General features: G+C 56.4%; 18 protein-coding genes and 3 pseudogenes. 8 read left to right on the top strand and 13 right to left on the bottom strand.

The genetic code is table 11. From position 1 onward, the window contains the following. Nucleotides 1–10 precede the first annotated feature (10 nt). A complete protein-coding gene (bioB, locus tag NMP98_RS16070) occupies nt 11–1,126 on the bottom strand; it encodes a biotin synthase BioB (protein ID WP_254858871.1) in 1,116 nt (371 codons plus the stop codon). Nucleotides 1,127–1,241: 115 nt separating this feature from the next. Here bioB and NMP98_RS19570 point away from each other — a divergent pair. From NMP98_RS19570 to NMP98_RS16060, 3 genes and pseudogenes are all read left to right on the top strand, one after another. After that, nucleotides 1,242–1,636: pseudogene (locus NMP98_RS19570) on the top strand (sensor histidine kinase). Between the two features lie 408 nt (nt 1,637–2,044). Further along, nucleotides 2,045–2,857, top strand: a pseudogene (locus NMP98_RS16065) (transposase); the annotation flags it as partial. A gap of 587 nt (nt 2,858–3,444) precedes the next feature. Then, a complete protein-coding gene (locus NMP98_RS16060) occupies nt 3,445–4,371 on the top strand; it encodes an ArdC-like ssDNA-binding domain-containing protein (RefSeq protein ID WP_254858870.1) in 927 nt (308 codons plus the stop codon). A gap of 155 nt (nt 4,372–4,526) precedes the next feature. On the opposite strand, the gene NMP98_RS16055 is transcribed toward NMP98_RS16060, so the two are convergent. Continuing rightward, nucleotides 4,527–5,711: a trans-sulfuration enzyme family protein gene (locus NMP98_RS16055; RefSeq protein WP_367997274.1), complete on the bottom strand. Its 1,185-nt coding sequence runs from the start codon at nt 5,709–5,711 to the stop codon at nt 4,527–4,529. A gap of 58 nt (nt 5,712–5,769) precedes the next feature. Here NMP98_RS16055 and NMP98_RS16050 point away from each other — a divergent pair, with 58 nt between their 5' ends. After that, on the top strand, nt 5,770–6,090 hold the full coding sequence (locus tag NMP98_RS16050; protein ID WP_254858868.1) for an antibiotic biosynthesis monooxygenase family protein: 321 nt from the start codon (nt 5,770–5,772) through the stop codon (nt 6,088–6,090). Between the two features lie 57 nt (nt 6,091–6,147). Here the strand turns inward: NMP98_RS16050 and NMP98_RS16045 are convergent, their stop codons facing one another. Further along, nucleotides 6,148–6,639 carry an MOSC domain-containing protein gene (locus NMP98_RS16045; protein ID WP_367997244.1) on the bottom strand — a complete coding sequence of 164 codons (492 nt, stop codon included), beginning with the start codon at nt 6,637–6,639 and terminating at the stop codon, nt 6,148–6,150. A 126-nt stretch (nt 6,640–6,765) separates the two neighbouring features. Between NMP98_RS16045 and NMP98_RS16040 the strand changes: the two genes are divergently transcribed. Beyond that, complete coding sequence (locus NMP98_RS16040) at nt 6,766–7,581, top strand: hypothetical protein (RefSeq protein WP_254858867.1); 816 nt, start codon at nt 6,766–6,768, stop codon at nt 7,579–7,581. A gap of 11 nt (nt 7,582–7,592) precedes the next feature. Here the strand turns inward: NMP98_RS16040 and NMP98_RS16035 are convergent, their stop codons facing one another. The 3 genes from NMP98_RS16035 to NMP98_RS16025 all read right to left on the bottom strand — a co-directional run bounded on the left by NMP98_RS16035 (nt 7,593) and on the right by NMP98_RS16025 (nt 10,276). Further along, nucleotides 7,593–8,396 carry a DUF6036 family nucleotidyltransferase gene (locus tag NMP98_RS16035; protein ID WP_326494488.1) on the bottom strand — a complete coding sequence of 268 codons (804 nt, stop codon included), beginning with the start codon at nt 8,394–8,396 and terminating at the stop codon, nt 7,593–7,595. Next, nucleotides 8,393–9,319 carry a MarR family transcriptional regulator gene (locus tag NMP98_RS16030; RefSeq protein ID WP_254858865.1) on the bottom strand — a complete coding sequence of 309 codons (927 nt, stop codon included), beginning with the start codon at nt 9,317–9,319 and terminating at the stop codon, nt 8,393–8,395. Before NMP98_RS16030 ends, NMP98_RS16035 begins: the two co-directional genes overlap by 4 nt. A 408-nt stretch (nt 9,320–9,727) precedes the next feature. Further along, entirely contained in the window at nt 9,728–10,276 is a 549-nt protein-coding gene (locus NMP98_RS16025) for a DUF8170 family protein (protein ID WP_254858864.1), read from the bottom strand. Between the two features lie 128 nt (nt 10,277–10,404). On the opposite strand from NMP98_RS16025, the gene NMP98_RS16020 reads away from it, so the two are divergent. Continuing rightward, nucleotides 10,405–10,818 (top strand): MarR family transcriptional regulator, encoded by a 414-nt coding sequence (locus tag NMP98_RS16020; protein WP_254858863.1) that lies wholly within the window; start codon nt 10,405–10,407, stop codon nt 10,816–10,818. Between the two features lie 123 nt (nt 10,819–10,941). Next, entirely contained in the window at nt 10,942–11,262 is a 321-nt protein-coding gene (locus tag NMP98_RS16015; RefSeq protein WP_254858862.1) for a DUF6788 family protein, read from the top strand. An 18-nt stretch (nt 11,263–11,280) separates the two neighbouring features. On the opposite strand, the gene NMP98_RS16010 is transcribed toward NMP98_RS16015, so the two are convergent. The 6 genes and pseudogenes from NMP98_RS16010 to NMP98_RS15990 all read right to left on the bottom strand — a co-directional run bounded on the left by NMP98_RS16010 (nt 11,281) and on the right by NMP98_RS15990 (nt 16,674). Beyond that, on the bottom strand, nt 11,281–11,982 hold the full coding sequence (locus NMP98_RS16010) for a hypothetical protein (RefSeq protein ID WP_254858861.1): 702 nt from the start codon (nt 11,980–11,982) through the stop codon (nt 11,281–11,283). Next, nucleotides 11,982–12,338 carry a hypothetical protein gene (locus tag NMP98_RS16005; RefSeq protein WP_254858860.1) on the bottom strand — a complete coding sequence of 119 codons (357 nt, stop codon included), beginning with the start codon at nt 12,336–12,338 and terminating at the stop codon, nt 11,982–11,984. The genes NMP98_RS16010 and NMP98_RS16005 overlap by 1 nt, the downstream gene beginning before the upstream one ends. Further along, nucleotides 12,338–12,718, bottom strand: coding sequence for a PDDEXK family nuclease (locus NMP98_RS16000; RefSeq protein WP_254858859.1), 381 nt, complete (start codon nt 12,716–12,718; stop codon nt 12,338–12,340). The genes NMP98_RS16005 and NMP98_RS16000 overlap by 1 nt, the downstream gene beginning before the upstream one ends. A gap of 249 nt (nt 12,719–12,967) precedes the next feature. Next, nucleotides 12,968–13,162, bottom strand: a pseudogene (locus tag NMP98_RS19565) (cell division control protein Cdc6); the annotation flags it as partial. A 381-nt stretch (nt 13,163–13,543) separates the two neighbouring features. After that, nucleotides 13,544–14,749, bottom strand: a complete 1,206-nt coding sequence (locus NMP98_RS15995) for a Cdc6/Cdc18 family protein (RefSeq protein ID WP_254858858.1) — start codon at nt 14,747–14,749, stop codon at nt 13,544–13,546. 1,031 nt (nt 14,750–15,780) lie between these two features. Then, nucleotides 15,781–16,674 (bottom strand): alpha/beta fold hydrolase, encoded by an 894-nt coding sequence (locus NMP98_RS15990; RefSeq protein WP_254858857.1) that lies wholly within the window; start codon nt 16,672–16,674, stop codon nt 15,781–15,783. Nucleotides 16,675–17,329: 655 nt separating this feature from the next. On the opposite strand from NMP98_RS15990, the gene NMP98_RS15985 reads away from it, so the two are divergent. Beyond that, entirely contained in the window at nt 17,330–17,740 is a 411-nt protein-coding gene (locus NMP98_RS15985) for a TRAM domain-containing protein (RefSeq protein ID WP_254858856.1), read from the top strand. A gap of 606 nt (nt 17,741–18,346) precedes the next feature. Here the strand turns inward: NMP98_RS15985 and NMP98_RS15980 are convergent. After that, nucleotides 18,347–20,290 (bottom strand): archaea-specific SMC-related protein, encoded by a 1,944-nt coding sequence (locus tag NMP98_RS15980; protein WP_254858855.1) that lies wholly within the window; start codon nt 20,288–20,290, stop codon nt 18,347–18,349. Nucleotides 20,291–20,406 lie beyond the last annotated feature (116 nt).

The raw sequence follows: 20,406 nt of genomic DNA, 5'->3' as shown, positions 1-20,406 counted from the left end.
TGTATCTCTGTTAGTCATCAGACGGTTCCGCCTTGCTCGTGGCTGTCCCGACCGCCGTGTCCGCGGGGTCGGCCGAATCGTCGCCACGGGATTTCACTTCTTCCGGGTCGAAATTGTTGACCTCGGTATTGGGCTCCATGCCGGCCTGCTCCATCATCTCGATGTCGTCGCCGGGGGACTGGCCCTCGGTTGTGAGGTAGTTCCCGGTGAGGATGCCATCCGCGCCGGCCTCGAAGGGAAGGTGTTGCTCGTCCTCAGCGAAGTTGACCTCGCGGCCGCCGGTGAGTCGCACTCGCGCGTGCGGGTGGAGCAGCCGGTAGACCGCGATGGTCTTGATGGTCTCCGTCGTGGAGATGAGTGCTTCCTCTCGGTCGTCGAACATTGTCCCGGCGACCGGATTGAGGATGTTGACGGGGAGCGAGGAGACGCCGATATCCTGGAGCGCGATGGCCGCATCCACGCGGTCGGTGGGCGATTCGCCCATACCTAGGATGACGCCGGCACAGAGGTCCATGCCGGCTTCTTTGGCGACTTCGAGCGTCTTCACGCGGTCTTCGAAGTCATGAGTCCCGACGATTTCGGGGAAGAACCGCGGCGAGGTTTCGATATTATGGTTGTAGTGATTGAGCCCTTCGTCCGCAAGAATCGCGGCCTCTTCTTCGGTAAGAATCCCGAGGGAGGCGTCGACTTCGACGTCGGTTTCGTCTCGTACTAAGCGGATTGCGCGGATGACGTCGTCCCACTCGTCGGGGCGATTTTCCTTGGAGACGCCTTTCTCGGCCACGACGACACCAAAGCGCTGAGCGCCGTCGCGTTCGGCCTGCTTGGCCGCCTTGAGGATTTCTTCGGGGTCAAGAAAGCCGTAGGTGTCGATACCAGTGTCGAAGTGGACTGACTGCGCACAGAACCCACAGTCCTCTGCGCAATTTCCCGCCTTCGCATTCACGATGGAACACGCGTCGACAGTGTCGTCGCCGAGCTGGGAGCGGACGTAGTCCGCTCCCTCGGCGAGGGGCTCGACCGGCTGGGCAATCAGTGCGAGTCCATCCCGGCGGTCGAGTGTCTCGCCGTCGAGTACGCGGGCGACAGCGTCGTCGACGGTGCGATTTCCTGTCTCGTAAACCACAATAGCCAAGATAGTTGACGAATATATAATTCTTGGGTTTCCATTCACGGCAGTGTTCAGATAAGGATGGAGGATAAGGCGGAGCGAGGTCGAGGCAATCGATCTTGCGGAGACAGTGAGTGAGTGCTGGCAGACCATTCCAACAGCCGATACGACGCTGGTCACCGACACAGGGCAAACGATTCAGGCTGATGCGAGTCGGCTCCGGCAAGTAGTGGAGAATTTGATTCGGAATGCGGTCGAATACGGGATTGCGGACGTGCCTGTGACGATTGGTGAGTTGGAGGACGGCTTCTACGTGGCAGCCGATGGGCCGGGTATCTCTGATGACGTAGGTGAGCAGGTGTTTGAATCAGAGGACTCAACCAACGGTGAGGGCCTGGGCTTGGGCTGTATATCGTCAAGCAGTTCGTTGACGCTCACGGGTGGGAGATCACCGTGACCGACAGCGACGAGGGAGGCGCACGATTCGAAATCACTAGTGTCCAGACTGATAGATTGACGCTCTGAGTCGGTCACGCTACAATGGTTAAAATAGACCGAGAAGAATCGCTAAGTACAGGATACATAGTCAGCACAGGTCTTCGAAATCGCCATCATCGTATTGAGTGGCCCAAAAATAAATTTCAGAACTGTTGAAGGTTAATCATCCGCGTGTGATTCTGCAGGAGTAAATGTGACACCATTGATTTCGACTTCATCAGGAACGCGACTCGTGTCATGGGTTCCAACCGGCGGCTTGCTTCACATCCGCGGCTCTGTTGAAATCCTATTCGTTAGACATCTCATCTGATGAAACTGCTGTTAGGTAGGCGTGCGTATTGACCATCGGAGTTTGTACCAGTTCAGAGAGATATTCTGATAGCCGTGCAATGATACAACGCGCGAGTCGGTCGCGCAGTTCAAACGATTCCAGCGAACGAGCTCGCGGAGACGGAGGAGTTCTTCCGAGCGGGGATCGTCGCGATCGACATTATCGAAGATGACCCCTTCACGGGCGACCGCGCAGGCCACGAGGACGAGATTATTGGGACAAAGGAGAGGAACGACGAGTACGCCTACCAGTGGGCGACAGTCCAGCTAGTCGGTAACGCAGTTCCGCTCGTCCTTGATGTCCGCCCGGTACGGAAAGGCGAGTCACGCAAGGAGATCGTCAAGGACTTGCTGGATTCGGCTGAAGAGCTCGTCCACGTCGATAACGTCCTGATGGACCGGGAGTTCGATAGTCAGCACGTTCTGGAGATGATCAGCCAGTGTGGGCTGTCGTATGTCGTACCGAAGCGAATGCAGACCAGCGAGAAAGCCCAGGCGAAGCGGTTGCTCCAGCGCGACCAAGACCGATACGAGACGGACCGGAAGTTGCATCTCGGCAAGAACGAGTGGCACGAGACGACGCTGATCTACCGTCGGAAAGAGAGCTCCGAGCACGACGACCACCGGCAGTATTCGGTGTTTATGACGAATGGCGGAAGTGGTCATCTCACAGAGTACGGCTACCGTTGGGAAATCGAGAGTGGCTACAGATCGATCAAACGGTTCATGGCTGCCACCACATCGAAGGACTTCGGGTTGCGGTTCTTCTACTTCGCGTTTGCCTGTTTGTTGTACTCGATTTGGCGAGCGGTCGATTTGCTCGTTCAAGTCGAGTTGACGGGTGAGTACGAACACTCACCCATTGTGACGGCTGACAATACGCTCACGCTGCTGAAGAAGGAGACCGGGATCGGATAGAGCGATACTCTGTCCTGGGCCAGTACGGATTCCTGAGTGGCAACGCTGTCGGGGATCTTGGAAATTCACCGGTCTAGTTGGTAGTACGACACGAGAAGACTATCGAGAGGAGATTCGAAGCATCTTCACCTCGACAATTCGCCCGAAACCACGCATTACAGCCCCGCTAAATCCGGTGTAGTCTCAACTTCCAGATATTGATGATTGGTATATCAATATATGGTTTATATCCCCCTTCGGACGCAATTTAGCGGCTTCAGTCCCTCTTCCGTAGAGGTTCTGTTGGAATGAATCCTGTAAGCAGGAGAGAGTCCTTTGAGGGATCGTTGATCCGGGGCGGGTGGGTGACTCTTGGGCAGAATTGGCGATCTCCTCAAACGACGGATAGAGGCGGCTTTCCATACATCAGTGGTGTTTTAGCGCATTTGTGAGATGTTTAATGAATCACGTTCGGTGATAGCAAGGATTAGAGTCTAAGACGGGCCCACTATTGGAGTGAGCCCTCTTGTGAGGTTTTTCTTTGCCCCTGAGGGGTGCGGCGCGGTCTGAACAGACGCAGTCGCCGTGAATTCGATTCGGTGATCACGATGTCTACGACCAGAGACTCGTCGGTCTCGTTCGACCAGACCGACACGCGATCGGACGAGATGAACAGTACCATCGAACAGTGGATCGACGACCTCGTCGCCGGCGTCGACGACGCGCAGGCCAGCGCGGAGTTCCAAGAGTGGCTCGATGTCCAGAGTCGTTTCCACGACTACTCCTACCGGAACACGCTCCTCATCAAGCGACAGTGTCCCGAGGCGAGCCGGGTGGCTGGCTACCGGACGTGGCAGGAGGAGTTCGACCGCCACGTCAAGGAGGGTGAGTCGGCCATCTGGATCTGGGCGCCGATCATCACCAAGCAGTGCCCGGAGTGCGAGAACTCGCCGAGCTACCACGAGGACAGTGACTGTGAGTACGACGAGACGCCCCCCGAGGAGTGGTCCGAGGGCCTAGTGGGGTTCAAGCCCGCGCCGGTGTTCGACGTCTCCCAGACGGAAGGTGAGCCGCTTCCCGACCTGGACACAGAAGCGACCGGCGACGCCGGCGACCTCGTCGAACAGTTGACTGGCGCCGCTGACGACCTCGGCGTGACGGTGCGGATCGTTCCAGCCGAGGAGTGGACCCACGGCGAGACGAAGGGCATCTGCGAGCAGCTGAGTCTCGTCGACGTTCAGCCGCTCGTCGAGGTACGTGATCGGGAGAACGAGGCCGACCTTGCGCGGACGCTGATTCACGAGTACGCGCACGCCCTGCTCCACTTCAACGTCGACGACGACACCGAACGGGCGAAACGCGAAGTCGAGGCCGAAGCCGTCGCGTACGTCGTCGGGCGCTACTGTGGGTTGGACACCAGCGGGTCGGCGTTCTACCTCGCTGCGTGGGAGTCGGATAACCTCGAGGTCGTTCGCGAGCGGCTCGGACGGATCAGTTCCACAGCAGAAGAGCTCATCGACGTTCTCGAGGACTGACTCTCGCGCGTTCTTAACCAACATAGCAGTGTCGCCTTTCACCTTGTTGGTTAATAAGCAGATGCGTAGGTTCTTCGGTCAATCACTCTCTTTAGACAGAGAATTCGGTCATAAATCGATTAGCTCCACTTTAGCGAGAGGCGTCGTGGAGGCGTTTACGGGAGCGCTGTCCGGAGGTCTTCGCGAAGATCATCGACATCTTCGATACCGACCGACATCCGTACGAGGTTTTCCGGGACCTCAGCCGTAGCTGGCCCGTGATCAACCTCATCGGGAATCATCAGCGATGGTACCTCAATCAAACTCTCTACGCCACCGAGGCTTGCTCCAGGAGTGAATATATCGAGCCCCTCGACGAACGCTTCAATTTCGGCGAGCGTGCCGTCGAACTCGAAGGAGAGCATCCCGCTATACCCTGACATCTGTTCGGCGGCGAGATCGTGTTGGGGGTGGCTTTCGAGTCCCGGGTAGTGAACGCGATCGACCCAGTCGTGGTCCTCAAGAAATCGAGCCACTGCCATCGCGTTTTTCTCGTGGTCTTCCATCCGTGTCGGTAACGTCTTGATCCCTCTTGCAACGAGATAGCAGTCGAACGGGGCAAGCATATTCCCGAGCCCGGTCTGCTGGGAAAACGCCAAGTTCTCGAATGCTGCATCGTCATCCGTGATTACGGCGCCACCAGTCGAGTCGGAGTGGCCATTGAGGTACTTGGTGGTGCTGTGGACGACGACGTCTGCACCCAGGTCGAGCGGCGCTTGGAAATATGGACTTGCGAAGGTGCTGTCAACTCCGAACGCGGCATTGTGATCCTGAGCGATGTCGGCTATCGAGCGGACATCACAAAGACGTATCAATGGATTCGACGGCGTCTCTACCCAGATCAAGTCAGTGTCTGAATCAGCTACCGCAGCAACGTTTTCGGGGTCACGGGCGTCGATAAAGTCTATGTCGATACCGAAGTGCCCCGCCAGTATCTCTGTGAGCAGCTTCTCAGTACCGCTATAGACGGAGTCCGACGACACGATGTGACCCCCCGGCGGAACCAGCGATAACATCGTCGTCGAGATAGCAGCCATCCCCGAAGCAAACACCAATCCATGCTCGCCTCCTTCGAGGCGGGCGATCTGGTCTTCGAGGGCCACCCGCGTTGGATTGCTCTCGCGCGAGTACGCGTGTTCAGTAATTTCGTCAGACCCAGCCCACTCGAAGGTGGTCGAGAGGTGTAGTGGCGGAATGACATCGTCCGGTCCACCTTCCACGGGACGAATCCCATTTGGACCAGATCCGACGGCGAGCGTTCTGAATCGGTGCTCGGGGGAACGGTTAGTATCTCGTGTCATAGACAAATCGCCGGTGAATTCGTTTGGGTTATCCATCTACGAGAGCAAACAGGTGTCGATGTATCTCGTCACGTTTCGTCTTGATCCGGGAGAATACGACGAGGAATTCCACGAACTGAACGACAAGATACAGGTAGCTGCCGAGGAGACAGACGGGTTCCTCGGTAAACGCACGTGGAACGACCTCGAAAGTGACGAGGTTCTCGTTGTCTACTACTGGGAATCACTAGACGCACTCGAATCGTTTGGAGCGGATCCAGACCACAAGCAAGCAAAGCAACGGTGGACTGAATGGTACGACGCATACGAAGTCACCGTTACAGAAGTACTCGAACGGTACGGAAGCGGATTCAATGACGACGCAGACCCTCCCAATTAGGTCATCGAAGGCCGGTAACCTCCAGAGATGCCGATCCGATAGTGGCGTGGCGCTGTCCTATTCGAGCGGTTCTATCTCGTCATTCGAGCGAATACGCCCGCTTTCGAGAATGTCTGCCCGAAGCCCGCCCCGGTGAGCCAGCGGCTCCAATACATCCTTCTCGATGAGATCTTGGAGATACCCGCAGGGTTCACAGAGTCGGTCGCCTTGAAAGATGGCGTCTCCGACACGAAAACGCTTGCCGACAAGATGGTTGAGTGCGGCATCACGAGTGATGATATTCCGCCGATGTTCGCCGGGACTGAGTTCGACATCTGCCTCGCGCTCAATACCATCGATTGCTTCTCGCTCGATGAGCGTTACGTCATAGCCATTGGGCCGTTCCTCATCCGGACCCCACGTGACGAAGGTCCCCGTCTCAATTTCGCTAAAATAGCGGTCGCCTTCAAGACCACTGCCAGCGACGGCTTTGACATCACTCTGCTCGACCATCTCGACCTCGGCCTCTGGGGCCGTAAAGATGCGTTTGACAGTCCCAACACCGTTCATACGACAGAATAGTTTCTATTCAGGAAATCTCTTTCGTGTCTCATGTAAACTCGGTGTCTTCGATACCAGACGTAGTTTTTCTGCGCCCGCCGAGGGGCGGAGGCGCGTTCTAACCTCCGTCGAATGATGACTGAACCATATCTCACGACGGTCCTTGAGGAAGCCGAGCACGTTGCCGAGCAGCACGACCAGGTCGCTCGAACGACAGACAACCAAGCCCACGAGTACCTCCGATACGCCGTTCTTCGGGTGCTTGAAGGCGAGGCGGACCACCTCCCAGCAGACTGGACACCGATCAACGGCGTGACCGTCGGCTACGGGAGCGACGAGGCGATGTACGACAGCTGGAGCTCCAGCGAAGACTGGTGGGAGACCGTCCCGCCGCAGGAGGCGTGTACCCGCTTCCGGGTGTTCTTCCCGGACGACCACCAGACAGTTCCCCGTGACATCGTCGACGTGATGGCTGCGCTGGGTGCCTGGCGCGTCTGGACTGGGTGCGCAGCCGCGTGCGGCTCCTACGACCATCGCGAGCGCCGCGAGGTCCACTACCTGTGGCCGGAAGACCATCCGGTGGAGGAAGTGCTCCACGAGCGGCTCAAGGGGCCTGCGGAAGCCGTCGCTCCCGACGGTGGCCGAACGGGCGACGTTCGCGACCGACTGGTCGTCGACGCGAACGAACAGTCGAAGGACGATCTCGAGCCCCGCACGAAGCGTGCCGTCGCCGAAGCGATGGACGTCTCACTCCTCTCGAAAGGTGGCTGCTACGAGGTGCAGTCCGCGTCCGGCAACAGGTACGAAGTCGACGTCATCGACGAATCGTGTACCTGTCCCGACTGGCAGCAACGTTCACCCGAAGGCGGCTGCAAGCACCTGCGCCGCGTCGATCACGAGATCAAACGGGGCCGCGTTCCCCGACCAGACGGCCGCCTTCCCTCCCCGTAGTCGTGACCAGACTACTCCACAGGACGGACCGTGTCGCCATCCCGACGGACCCGGTCGAACGTAGAGAGATACGCGATCCGGTCGTGAACCTCGTCAGTATCCAGCTCCAGTTTGGCGGCCAGTTCGTCGACGGTCTTCGGCTCGTCGAGTGCCTGGAGGACTTCGAGCCCCCGGTAGTATCTATTCGTCAGCTCCTGGACGCGGGCCTCGATCGGCGTGGTCACTCCGTACCGCCCCTCGAGTTCGACCAGGGCCTCATTCGCGAACGTGGCAAACTGATCGTCCCCCAGGCGTTCGATTTGGGCTTCGAGCTCAGCCCGGACGACGTCGTAATCGAGGCCGGCCTGCACGAGCATATTCATGTCCTCGATGTCGTCGTCACGGCCGGCGATCGCCTTGAACAGGAAGATATCCTCGTTGCTGACTAGCCGGACCATCAGTCGATCCGTGTCGAGGAACTGCTCGCTGCGCTCTTGCATCCCGTCGGTGAGCACGAGCTTGTTCGCGACCTGCTGGTTGAAGATGTCGAGGCGACACCCATCGTCGTTTTCGACGCAGCTCGTCGCCCCCAGCGCCCGGTAATCTGGATCCAGCGATTGAACTTCCGCATACCCGAGGTCCATCAGGACGGCCCACAGCTGGCCGTACGCGTCGCCATCTGGGACGACCAGGTCGATATCTTTCGTCGCTCCCTTGAGGTCGCGCAGCGACATCGCGCCACCACCGATCAGGTAGACCGTGAGCGGTTCAGATAGCCCGTCTCCGATTCGCTGGAATTCGTTCTCGATGTACTCACGTCCGAATGTTGGTCTCATGATGGTAGTGGCACCTCGTAGTCAGCCGCCAGCTTCTGGAACTCATCCCACTCCGGGAGTCGGGCATCGTCGACCTCCCCGTGCGTCTCGAGGTAGCGGAGCACGGCGTCGATTTCGTCTTCGAGGCCATACTTCGCCGCCTGCTCTCGGAGGTCCGCCTCGTCGACGTCGACGTGGCTGAGCAGGAGGAGACAGTACGAGCGGTGACGGCTGCCGTCGTCGATTAACAGCGTGTGACAGCAGAGCTCCGCCGGCGAGACCGCGTCGAGGTCCTCGGAGTAGACGTAGTAGCGGTGGCCGGTGAGCAGGAACTGGAGGTCGAAGGCCGCGAATCGAGCGAGGCCGGTTTCGTGGAACGCCGCTGCGTCGATCTCCGTCTCGGCCTGCGCGAGGAATTCGTCGTAGTCCTCCCAGAGAATCGTGCCCTTCGGGGCAACGGCTTCGAGGCGCTGGCGATGTAGATGGTGTGCGAGTTCACGGGCGAACTCGTGGAGGTGGTCGAAGTCGGCGTTGAACTCGTAGTGGCCGTTGGCCGTCCCGACGAGACCCCGGTCGCGAAACCGCTTGAGGACGCGGTTAACCGTGTTGCGGTAATTGTCGCTTCGGTCAGCGATTTCGGAGACGGTTCGCGGCTGGTCGAGGTAGTACAGTACCTCGAGTGATTTCCCGGTCAGCAGCTCGGGGAAGTTGATGTGGGAGTGCTGGCGGACGAGGTCCTGATAGAGCTCGACGGCGCGAGCATCTGACGGGACGACTCGTTTTCGCCGCCCGTCGCGTTCCGTGTAGACGAGCCTCTTCTCGACGAGGTCGGCGACGGCACGAGAGAGGTAACTCTCGCTGTGGTCGAGCTTCGTCGCGAGCTCGGAGATTGTGTCGCCGCGTTCGACCGTGGCGAGGACATCCAGTTCGATGCGCCGGAGCACGGTGTAACATAATATGAAACTTATATATAAATAAGTTTCGAGTAGTGTTACACTAGCTCACCGACGAACCCAGCAAATCTACGACACCATCACAGACGAATCCGAGAAGCTGATCAAGTACGAGAACGCCCCCGACGACGTTTTAGCGGTACGTTCTATTCCTGAATAGTCTGCTATTCGAACTCTTCAACGGGTGACGAGCCGTTATCCAATTAACCAACTGATGTCCTAGAGCTATCGACGCCGCCGGCGGATGTAAGCACCCCCGCCGCGTTGACCACGAAATCAAGAGCGGCCGAGTCCCGCGACCGGATGGCCGACTCCCGACTGATACAGGCTGATCCTGATTAACCAACAGGCCATCCCGTTTACCACTGTCGTTGATTACCACAGCAGTCGCGGCCCCCGTCACGGGAGATCTTCTGTTACATCGACGAGTTCCTCCTCGGTCTGCCAGCGATACAGCCGCCCCTCCTGCTCGAACAGCTCGAAGACGCCGTCCTGCATCCAGCCGAAGGGGTGGTCTTCGTCCTCGTCCTCCCGCTTGAGGACGTGGCTCTTCGCGAAGAACTCCGTCGTGCCGACGAGTAGTCCTTGTTCGACGAGGAAGTCACTCGGTTCCTTCTCGGCGACGCCGACTAGGGAGGTCACGATGTCGGCAATCAGGCAGAATTTCTGGATGCTGTTGTCCCACTCGCCACGGATGTCGACCATCCGGAAGGCGTAGGCGTTCTGCCGGCGGTTGAGGCGGTCGACCACGAGGTTCAACCGTCGGATCGGCTCTCGGTCGTAGTTCCCCAGCACGAAGTACGACTGGTCATTCTCGTAGACGGGGGTCAGTTCGCTCAGGGCGTGGAGGATCTCCTCGTTGTCTGCCAGTGAAATCTCTTCGTCGTCGAGTTGGTCCTTCGCACTGGTGAGGACTTCTTCAGGGACAGGCGGCTCCTCGTCGGACATATATGGCCCCTCTCAGCGTCTTGCGATATGATTTACGGAGTAAATCACCAGCTTAGTCAGGTGTGATTTATCCCAGAGTAGTTTACTCAAGGGTAAACTACTTGCCGCCAGGCCGTGTATCGTGTCGTATGAGCATCGACCTGGGGACAGCTGAGGGGATGGAATCCCGCGAACTCGTCCACTTCGTCACCCAACAGACGCGGTTCGCGCTGATCAACAACATCCTCCAGCACCCCGACCAGCTCCCCTCGATGTACGAGCTCGAGGAGCTCAACCCCAGCGTGAGCGACGCCACCGTCTACAAGCACATCCAGAAACTCATCGACGCCGGCATCGTCAAGGAGGTCGCCCTGGGCGACGACCAGCGCCGACAGGGCTACCCCTGGAAGTTCTACGGACTCACGGAGGAGGGCCGGGAGTTCCTGGAGGAGCACAACCTGCTGGCCGCTGAAGAGACGCTCCAGCAAATCTACGACACCATCTCCGACAAGCCCGAGAAGATGATCAAGTACGAGAACGCCCCCCGTCCCGACGGCGTCTAACGGCACGGTCTATTTCTGAATAGTTTGCTATTCGCACTCTTTAGCCCGTGACGGGACGATATCTGATTAACCAACAAATCTATGCCGATACGCGCTCTGTTGGTTAATACGAGGCGACCGCTGATGTCCTACGAGCCACCGACGCCGCCGGCGGAGCTCCCGACAGACCTCGTCAACACGGTCAATGGATACTCCCCGGACCAACTCCAGCACGTCGCCCACTACGCGGAGGCATTGGCTGAACACAAGGAACGTGAGGCGCGCCTCGAGGAGGAGTCAGAAGACTCCGAGGTCAAAGCGCGACCTGACGACTTGCCCGATGAAGTGCCCACAAAGGCGACAATCACGATCAAAGAGATCAACGACAATCGATACTACTACTGGCAGTGGCGGGATGGCGACAAAATCCGATCAAAATACAAAGGACCCGTCAGCCCCGATTAGAATGCCATTTCTTCGGAATTAGACTTCCTCAAACCGCTCAACAATCGAGATAGCCCGTTCAAGTGCCTCACCAACTACGGGACTCCGATTGTCGACGAACAACGCTTCGTCCTGCCAGTGTTTCCCGGATTTATTCTCCCAGACGCCGTAGAGCGTCAGTTCCGGCAACTGAAGGACGCCGAATTGGACCGCGAGAATGTACAGCAGCGTCGTCAATCCCCGCCACGGCACGGTCGTTTTTCGAGGTAAGTCGACCGGGAAGGTGACATGTTGGGCCCGAAGACCGACGTCCTGAGTGTTGTCGATGAACGCATAGTCGTTGCTAAAGAGCAACACTCGCTTTCGATTACCCTGGTCGTACTCGCGATAGGCCTGAATAATCGCTGCGTCGCCTTTCTCAACGTCGCCGTCTTCTCCGGGAACAAGGTCTGTTCGCCGGCGTGAGGCCAACCGGCGAAACTCATACAGGCCCAAGAATCCCTCACGGTTGCTCCCTGCAGGTTGGTTCTGTAACCGAGCAAACTCCTCGCCGAAGGCCGCTGTCAAATCCGCCGTATCGTAGTGGTTGTAGTACCAATCGAGTTCTTTCTTGACGCCTTTCGAGAGTGCATATCCCATCGTCGGCCGTCGGTTGGCTCCATCGCGAGACCCTGAAACCGGGTCGATATCGAGTGCCTCGGTGAGTCGAAACCCCATCAGATTCGTATCGAGCCCAATCATCACCGGGTCGTGGCCCGCCTCAAGATCCGGGTAACCATGCTGCTGTACAAACTCAGCGATCGCATCAGCGTTTTCCGGTGGCACCAACCCACTACCAACGAAAGCGCGAACGTAGCTGTTCGCGTCAGGTAAGTCATTGTACGCTCTTGGACGTATTCGAGTTCGATTGTTTCCCGAGCATCCCGATAGGTCACAGCGCCTTTCGTGAAGCGAACGGTTGCTTGCCCTGCGGCTTCGAGTTCAATGCGGAGCAGTTCGCCGATGTCGTCGCAGGGATGTTTGACCGGGATCGAGGACACACCGCTGTCATAGAGCGCGTTGAGAAGAGTGACGAGGTGGTCACGCTGGGTGTACATTAGACCACCTCCGTGAAATCGACGAGGTCAACGTTCGTTCGCGGAATGTCGGGATAGCACCGGCCATACGCCGTCGACTGAAGATGGAGGTAAAAGACGTGATCGGCGCCATGCTTGAGGCCCGCTTGGAACGCGATAGCCGACATGAATTTCCGACCCGGCGTGATGTCTATCGCAACAGTGTCGTCGGTCGTGCCGGTCGCAATGCTGTCGACGAAAAACGAGGCGATAGCTCCGTAGTTGGTTTCAGCCTTTAGCCGATGCGTATCGACAGTAGCTGTTGTGTCGTAGGTCGCGACGACGTCCTCGAGCAGCGAGACCAACGACGGCGTTACATGATCAAGACCAGGATTCGTGAGTAGATGAATTTCATCCGGCACGAAGTGGTCGTCGCAGGCTGCAAGCAAGGGTTGACGACCGCCTCGGTCGTTGGACTTGCAATCGTGAGCCAAATCGTCGCCATTCTTTCTGTTGACGCCGCGATAGTATGTGAATCTTCGGCGAATTCGAGACACTGGACTACTTGCGAACACATCGATAGAGGGGTGTGTTTAGGGCAACTACCGGAGGTGAACACATCGATAGAGGGGTGTGTCGAAACAAAACCGCGACAAGGGAGACGGTCCGTGTCAGGCTTCGTTGCGAATCTGGGCGTTGACGACTGATTCAACTTCAGATGAGGCAACCATGTCGATCTTGGAGTCTTCACGAAGCGTTTCGAGAATTGTCTCTGGACGCTCACCGAATTGGAACTCGAGAAACATCCCCGAACCGGGACCGTGGCTCCGACGTTCGAAATTCACCAGCGAGTACCTAGTCAGCTCTGTTTCTCATTCACACCAGATTTCCGGTGAACGATCCATAGTCAATTCTTAGGTTATCGCTCCAAAATCTCTACGCGAAAATTGCCATAATTCGACCGCGGACACCAGTTGTTCGGTAAAATACATCGCAGCAAACACGAAGGGGAGACACCACGTTTCCGGTGTAAGTTATCTTGAATAGGGCTAGCAATGCTGTTTACGGGTTTGCGTGTGAATCTATTACAATTCTGGCGTAAACCGGGGCCATATCCACACACACACCGGGTTTCCGGTGAAAATGAAGCCAGTGTTACAACTGGAGATTGTATCAAAAAGGAAGTACCGCAGACACTGGCCTAGCAAGACAAAAGTTGTGGGATGAAGCCAACAGTCGAGACCTATTCACTCAGAATCAAGGCTCCCCGAGAGGACACTCTGGATGACTTCCGGGTCTTCAAGCAGTTGGTGTTCGGTGTAGCTACCTTCAGCACTACCACCGGAGCATCGAGATTGCTCGGTAACATCCAAGAACGCATGTTCTTTCAGGAGGTCACGAACCCGACGCAACGAAAGTCCCTCGGAGCCCTCCTGTCGGCAAATTTGCTCATATAAATCGTAGATAGCAGTGGTTCTGAATCCCTCTTTTTTCGGTGAATTAAGCGAGAGGATTGTCAACGCTTGTAGTACGTATCGTGAGTGGGGTGTCGAACCTCGAATGAGTTCACGGAACCGATCGGTTTCTGCCTGGTCACGAGCTCTATCGACGAACTCCTCACGGACGACCTCTGCCTCCTCGGATTGTGCGATCTCGCCGGCGTATCGGAGGATGTCAATTGCCTTGCGTGCATCCCCGTGTTCGCGAGCGGCCAGTGCTGCAGTGCGAGAAATCACGCTCTCGTCTAGGACACCGTCGCGGAAGGCATCCCGTCGTGCTTCCATGATATCATTCAGTTGTCCGGCATCGTATGGTGGGAAGACAAACTCACGCTCACAGAGACTACTTTTAACACGCTCGTCCATTCGATCTTTGTACCGAATCTTGTTGCTAATCCCAATCACGCCGATCTTACAACTCTCGATTTTTCCCGCTTCTCCCGCTCGTGAGAGCTGCATCAGGATGCTGTCGTCGTCGAGTTTGTCGATTTCATCAAGGATGATTAACGCAACGTCGTGCTGCTCATCCAGGATTTTCCAGAGCCGCTTGTAGTACGTCGCGGTACTGATTCCCTTATCTGGGATGTTAACGCCAGTCGTGTCAGGGTCGTTGAGTTTACTAGCGATGGTTTGAACAGCCTGTGTTTCAGTTGTATCCTGTGCACAGTCAACGTAGGCAGTCTTCGCGTTAACGTTCTCCTCGGCAGCAGTTTCGACAAGTCGTGTTGAGACGTATTTTGCACACAAAGATTTCCCAGTCCCCGTCTTACCGTAAATAAGAACGTTGCTCGGACTCTGGCCAAAGATAGCCGGATTCACTGCATTTGCGAGTTTACTAATCGCGTCGTCTCGCCCAACGATGCGTCCCTCATCCGGGAGATGGTTAATTTCTAAGAGTTCCTTGTTCACGAAGATCGGATCTTCCCGGGTGAATAGTTCGTCAGACTGAGACATACTCGTTGACACCGAGTTTCCGGTGAAACGACTTGAAGCTTCCCCCGAGACACACACACCGGGTTTCCGGTGAAACCCGAATTATGAGTGTATCTACTCCAGATGAAAGAGGGGTATCGGGGGGGCGGAAAGACGGTTAGAATCGCAACTCAGTACGAAACAGAGCATGTTACGGCCTGTTCAATGGACGGAGTCCATCCATTGGCTTGGCAGATCCCAGCTGAAGAGGTTACCAGGACTCGTGTTAGGACAGAAGCTGTAGAACCAGAGAAAGCAGACGAATGCGAATGTTCACGCCCGCAAGTAGCAAGAGTCGGTTAGATCAACTGGAGCTTGAAGACGACAGCTGTCGTCTTCATTCTTTGCTGACGATGAGGTTAGTGGCTGGTAATCAGGGAATAGTAATAAAACTATGTCAGACATACATCTAGGAAAGAATAGTTATACAACCACTACCACAGCGGAATACCGTAGACACAGTGCCTTCCAATAGGTATTTCACCGGAAACGTGGTGTGTGTATGCCGGAGTCATTTCTTGGGACATATCGAGCTATCATATTTCGACCTAAGGGTTCTCCGGACACAACCCACCGGAAACGTGGTGTGTCTCTTCGACCGCCCAATAGACGTAGCACCGTTAACCAACGATGCAGGACAACCGTCAATACTGTTGGTTAAACACGAGTTACAGAGTTGGCCCTCGGATATTTCACCGGAAACCCGGTGTCCCTTCTGGGGTACGGCAATTGCCATACCCGTGCTTGCTCTTCCTCGTGGAACTGTCCCCACTAATACGATAAGATTTGGTCACTACCCATGCTGCCCGACATTTCGAAAAAACGCCACATCCATTAACCAACAGAGTCGCTCACTGTGTCGGTTATGTTGGTTAACTACCGTCGACAAAATCTATCGACCGACAAAGCAGGCAGAGCGCACGGCCATTATCGAAAGATAGTGACCGTTTGCGTCTCTCTTCTTTTAGCCCAGCTATACACCTTCGTGAGGGGTGGCAAGTGGAGGGATGACGTCACTCCTCGTCCAACAGGAAGGTCCGGACATCGGGAACCGTCCGCTTCGGGTCTTCTTCCATCGGGATGTGGCCTAACCCCTGGTAGACAACGAGTTCGGCATCCGAAATTTCACGAGCGAACCGCTCCCCGTGTGCTGGCGGAATTACCACGTCCTCGCTACCCCACAGTACAAGCGTCGGTGCGTCGACCCGCGGGACGTCGGCGCTCCGATCGCCGGTCTGGACGTCCAGATTAGCGATTGCATCGCGGTTCCCCGCTCGCAGAAGTAGTTCATGATAGCGAGTCACAGTCTCGGGTACTATTCGCGCAGGGTTGCCGTATGCCTTCCGAACGACCACCTCCGTCAACGGTCGGGGAGTGAAGTACTGGAGCGGCCACGAGAGCGGGCCAAGGTCCCGTATTCGCCGCAGCCACCGCGTCTCCTTACGTGGATAGCCTGCGGCGCCGATTAACACCAGACGGTCGACGCGGTTGGGGTAGTCAACAGCGAACCGCCAAGCGATCTCACCACCCCGGGAACTCCCCGCCAGCGACGCTCGCTCGATTCCAATGGCATCGAGGAAGGCGGCGAGAAAGTTGACGGTCTCTTGGATTCCGTTGCGTCCTTCCGGGTGGGGACCGGTGAGCCCGAACCCCGGAAGGTCGAGGCTTACGACCCGCATCGCGCTGGATAGTTCGTCGGTCCACCCTTCCCAGGTATGGAGCGACGCGAAGACCCCATGGCAACACACCAGCGTCGGGGCGTTTGGGTCCTCGGGCCCGGTGTCGCGGTAGTGAACAGTTAGCCCGTCGACAGTCACGAACTCCGATTCCGGATACGTGTACCGCTCGCGGAGCTTCTCCGGATCCCGGTCCGATTCGTAGCCCGCATACAACGCTAGACCCAGCATGCTGGCCGCAACTGACCTGCGGCCCCACCGACTGACTTTCCTCGCAGTACTCCTAGTCCCACCGTCTCGTTTTTCGGTCCTTTCCCTAGGGGCCGGATGGTCCATGACGCTAAGACGGCGACTAGTCACATGTGCTTGGGGGATTCTGGAACGATCCATCGGAATACGGTCTGTGTCGCGTAGGAAATATGTGGTGAACATATTTGGTGGATATACACGTTGAACATAGGCGATGAACATACATGGTGAATATGTGGGGTGAATATATTAGATGAACATACTAACGCTCCTCCATCATCCGTTCTGGCGAAGCTCAGGCACTTGAATCACCGAACGACTCGTTGAACGTCGTCTGTCGACAACTGGGCCCCAGTAGTCGCCTGAAGATTCATTAAAGAATATATAAAGTAGCTGGTTAACTCGATATAACCCGATCACAATTGAGAGGTCTGCCGATAGAACACTGGCCACTGTTCATAATCTCCTCGCCGATACCGTTCGCCACGTTCGGCATGAGATACGGCTTCCCGGGCGCCAGCTATCACACTATGGCCTACGATTCGTTCAAAGGAATAGTATTTGATCCCGACTACATATGGTCGGATGACAACACAATCAAGTCGCTTCCACACGCGGGTAGATCAGGTAGCCCCGAATGGAACTCCCTGAACAACTCAACTGTCTGTTCACCGGCCACGTAGAAGAGCGCGGAGACTCATACGTCATCGAAATCCCGCAGCGAGAACTCGAGATCGGCCAGCTCAACACCGGTGATACCTATCGCGTGGCGCTGCTTCCCGCAACACCCGCCTCGAATTCATCCTCGTCGGCCTCGAGCCAGCGAGCTCAGGCCGAGTCCAATCCACCAGTCGAGGAAGGGGAGACCCGCCAGGTCGAAATCGAAACCCTCGGTGACGGCGGTGATGGCATCGCCCGCGTCGAACGTGGCTACGTCATCATCGTCCCCGATACCGACGTTGGTGAACGTGTTCGCATCGAAATCACCAACGTCCGCGAGAACGTCGGCTTCGCCAACGTCGTCGAGCGAATTGACTACTACGAGTAATCGCAAGTGGATTCGTCTCCGAAACAACCGGAGGAGTCGGCGTCCATCGGAGAACGTCCAGAATAGCCCACCTCTTCGGGCTCTTGGTGCCCACTCAAATCGTGTGCCACTCGTCTCTCGCGCTTCACGGATCACTTGCTCTATTCAGCTGATGCTGTCACCATTTGATAGTAGGTATCCAATGTGGCGATTATATGAATTAGATAAATGAAACCGCTTACGTACATATGCGCGAAACGTTGTGTGTATATGCTACAGAACATGCTTGAACAAACGATTGACATGTGGAAAGACGGATACGGCGTCGTCCAGATTGTCACACCCGAAGAGAATGACGCCACCCTGCTCAGGTTCTGTTACTACAAGGACAGTGAGTTGGTCAACCGGCCGCTCACAACCGCGCCCACACCAAGTGTCGCTGAACAAACCAGCGAGGTCGTCGAGACGATGTCGAGTCTCGCTCACACCTTCTCACCGGAGAAATCGAGCCCTCATCGAGGAGTTGGTCGAAGAGAAAATCCTCGAGTTGTCTGTCCTCATCTAGAAACTCGGGAAGAGCCGGCTCAAAGAAATCTCCGACAGAAAAAATGGACCGAAAGGGGAGTCTCAGATTTCGGTAATCCGGTTGTGGGAGTCAGAGAGCGCTTGAGCGTCTTCGGTCAGGAGTGCAACCACAAGAAAGTCGCTGTAGCCGGCGAAGTAGTCGACGAGGCGGCTGATTCGATCGGAGTCAATTGCCTCCAAGGAGTCGATTAGCATGAACGGGACGGTCTCATACACCTTGTGTGCGAGATAGCCAGCCAATGCGAAAATCAGCCCTGTCACTTCCCGTTCGCTCTCCGAGAGATTCGTAATCGAATCCTCGTAGGTCGTCCCCGACTCCGTTTGGCGGATGATGTGCAAATCGAAGACGCTTTTGGTCACCTTTCGACGACCCTCACGTACTTCCTGTTCCGTTCGCTCCAGCCAAATCCGAGCAATATTCTCGTAGGCGAGCGTCTCCAACACCGTTTCCATGTGGTCGTTGAACCCCTCGATGGCTTGCTGTTCGATGCGCTCGATTTTCGTCCGTAGCTCCTCGATTTCGTCGTTGACATCTTCGCGACGGTTCTTGAGGTCGGCTTCCTCGTCGAGTCGTACTTCGATGTTCTCGATGTTGTCTTCGACGCGTTCGAGGTCACTCTCGAGGGAGCCGAGGTCGTACTCCAGCTGGTTGGCCTCCTTGTGCAATTCGAGCAGTTCTTCGTTGGATTCGTCTTCCAACTCCTCGACCTCTGCTTCGACGGTCTTGATTTCCTCGCGGAGGTCGTCCCGGCGCTCGGAGAGCTGTTTGATCCGGGCTTCGGTGTCTTCAATTTCGGATTCGAGTTCTCGCTGTCGGCGTTCGAGGCGTTCGCGTTGGCGCTGTTGGTCTTGGCGTTCGCGGCGCTGTTCTTTCAGGTCACTGAGTTCCGCGTCGATGTCGTTGATGTCGCTGACGGTGTCTTTGCTGAGGTCTTGGAGTTTTTCGACGGTGGTTTCGATTTGGTCTGCCTCGACGTCGCTGCCGCAGGTCCAACAGGTGACGGTTTCATCGGGCAGTAGTTCGTCAGTCACGTCGTCGTTTTCAGCGTTGGTCTGGAGGGCGTCGAAGACGCCGTTGCCCGCATCTTCGAGCATGTCCTGGTTGAACCCGATGACGCTCTGGAGTTCGTTGACTTCGGATTCTAGGGCCTGTTTTTCACTTCGGAGCTGGTCGATTTTGGATTCGATTTCGTCGAGGTCGCCGGCGGGCGTCTCGGGGAGGTTCTCGTAGTCGTCTTCGACTTCCTGTTTCTCCGTCTGAAGCGATTCGAGGCTATCTTCTTCGGTTTCGAGTTCGTATCGGACGGTTTCGAGGTCTGAGCGTTTCGAGCGGAGGTCTTCGAGAGTGTTTTCGAGTTCGGCTTTATCGTCGCGGCTCTGTTCGACATCGGCGTCCCGATCTTCGATGTCAGCTTCGAGTTCCTCGAGTTCGGCTTGCTTTGCCTCGATTTGATTCTCCAGTTGAGTGCGCTTTTCCTCGAGGGAGGGGAGGCGGTCTTTGAGTGAGTCGAGTTCGTCGAGTTCGTTGGAGAGTTGCCGTCGTTCGTCGAGGAGTCGGTCGATTTGGGCTTGAATTTCGTCGGTATCGACCGGTCGCATGATGATGTCCCGGAGGTCCGCATCGGTGACGACGGCGCGTCGGGCCTCGTTGGATTCGAGGAGGAACGCGAACAGGTCGGCGACGGTTGGGTCGTCGAGATAGGGGTCACCGCTGGTGTGGATCGTGCCGTTGCGGCGCTGGAGTGTCCGGGTGTAGGTCTCTCCGTCGTGGGTAAGTTCGACATGTGCTTCGTCGGCATCTGACTTGATGGAGACGTTGTCGCTGCCAAGAGCGGCCATTATCGATTGGAGCAGCGAGGTTCGGTTCGTAGCATTGCGTCCTGCGAGGATGGTAACACCTGGTTCGAACGCGAGCTCCGCCTCATCGATCCCACCAACGTTCCGAACGGTAAGTGCCTGCTTCGATTCTATTTGTTTTGAACTCATGTACGGAATATTTAGTGAGGAGGATATATTAACGCTTTGCAGTCATCCAATACAATAACAACGTTAGTACTGTGATAGATGTGTCTTCGTTGATCGACATACACCGAGACTTAGTA

Origin of the sequence: Natronomonas gomsonensis, from assembly GCF_024300825.1 — an archaeon.
Classification (GTDB): domain Archaea; phylum Halobacteriota; class Halobacteria; order Halobacteriales; family Haloarculaceae; genus Natronomonas; species Natronomonas gomsonensis.
The sequence above is the reverse complement of the archived record's forward strand: the minus strand, read 5'-3'. Positions and strand labels throughout refer to the sequence as shown.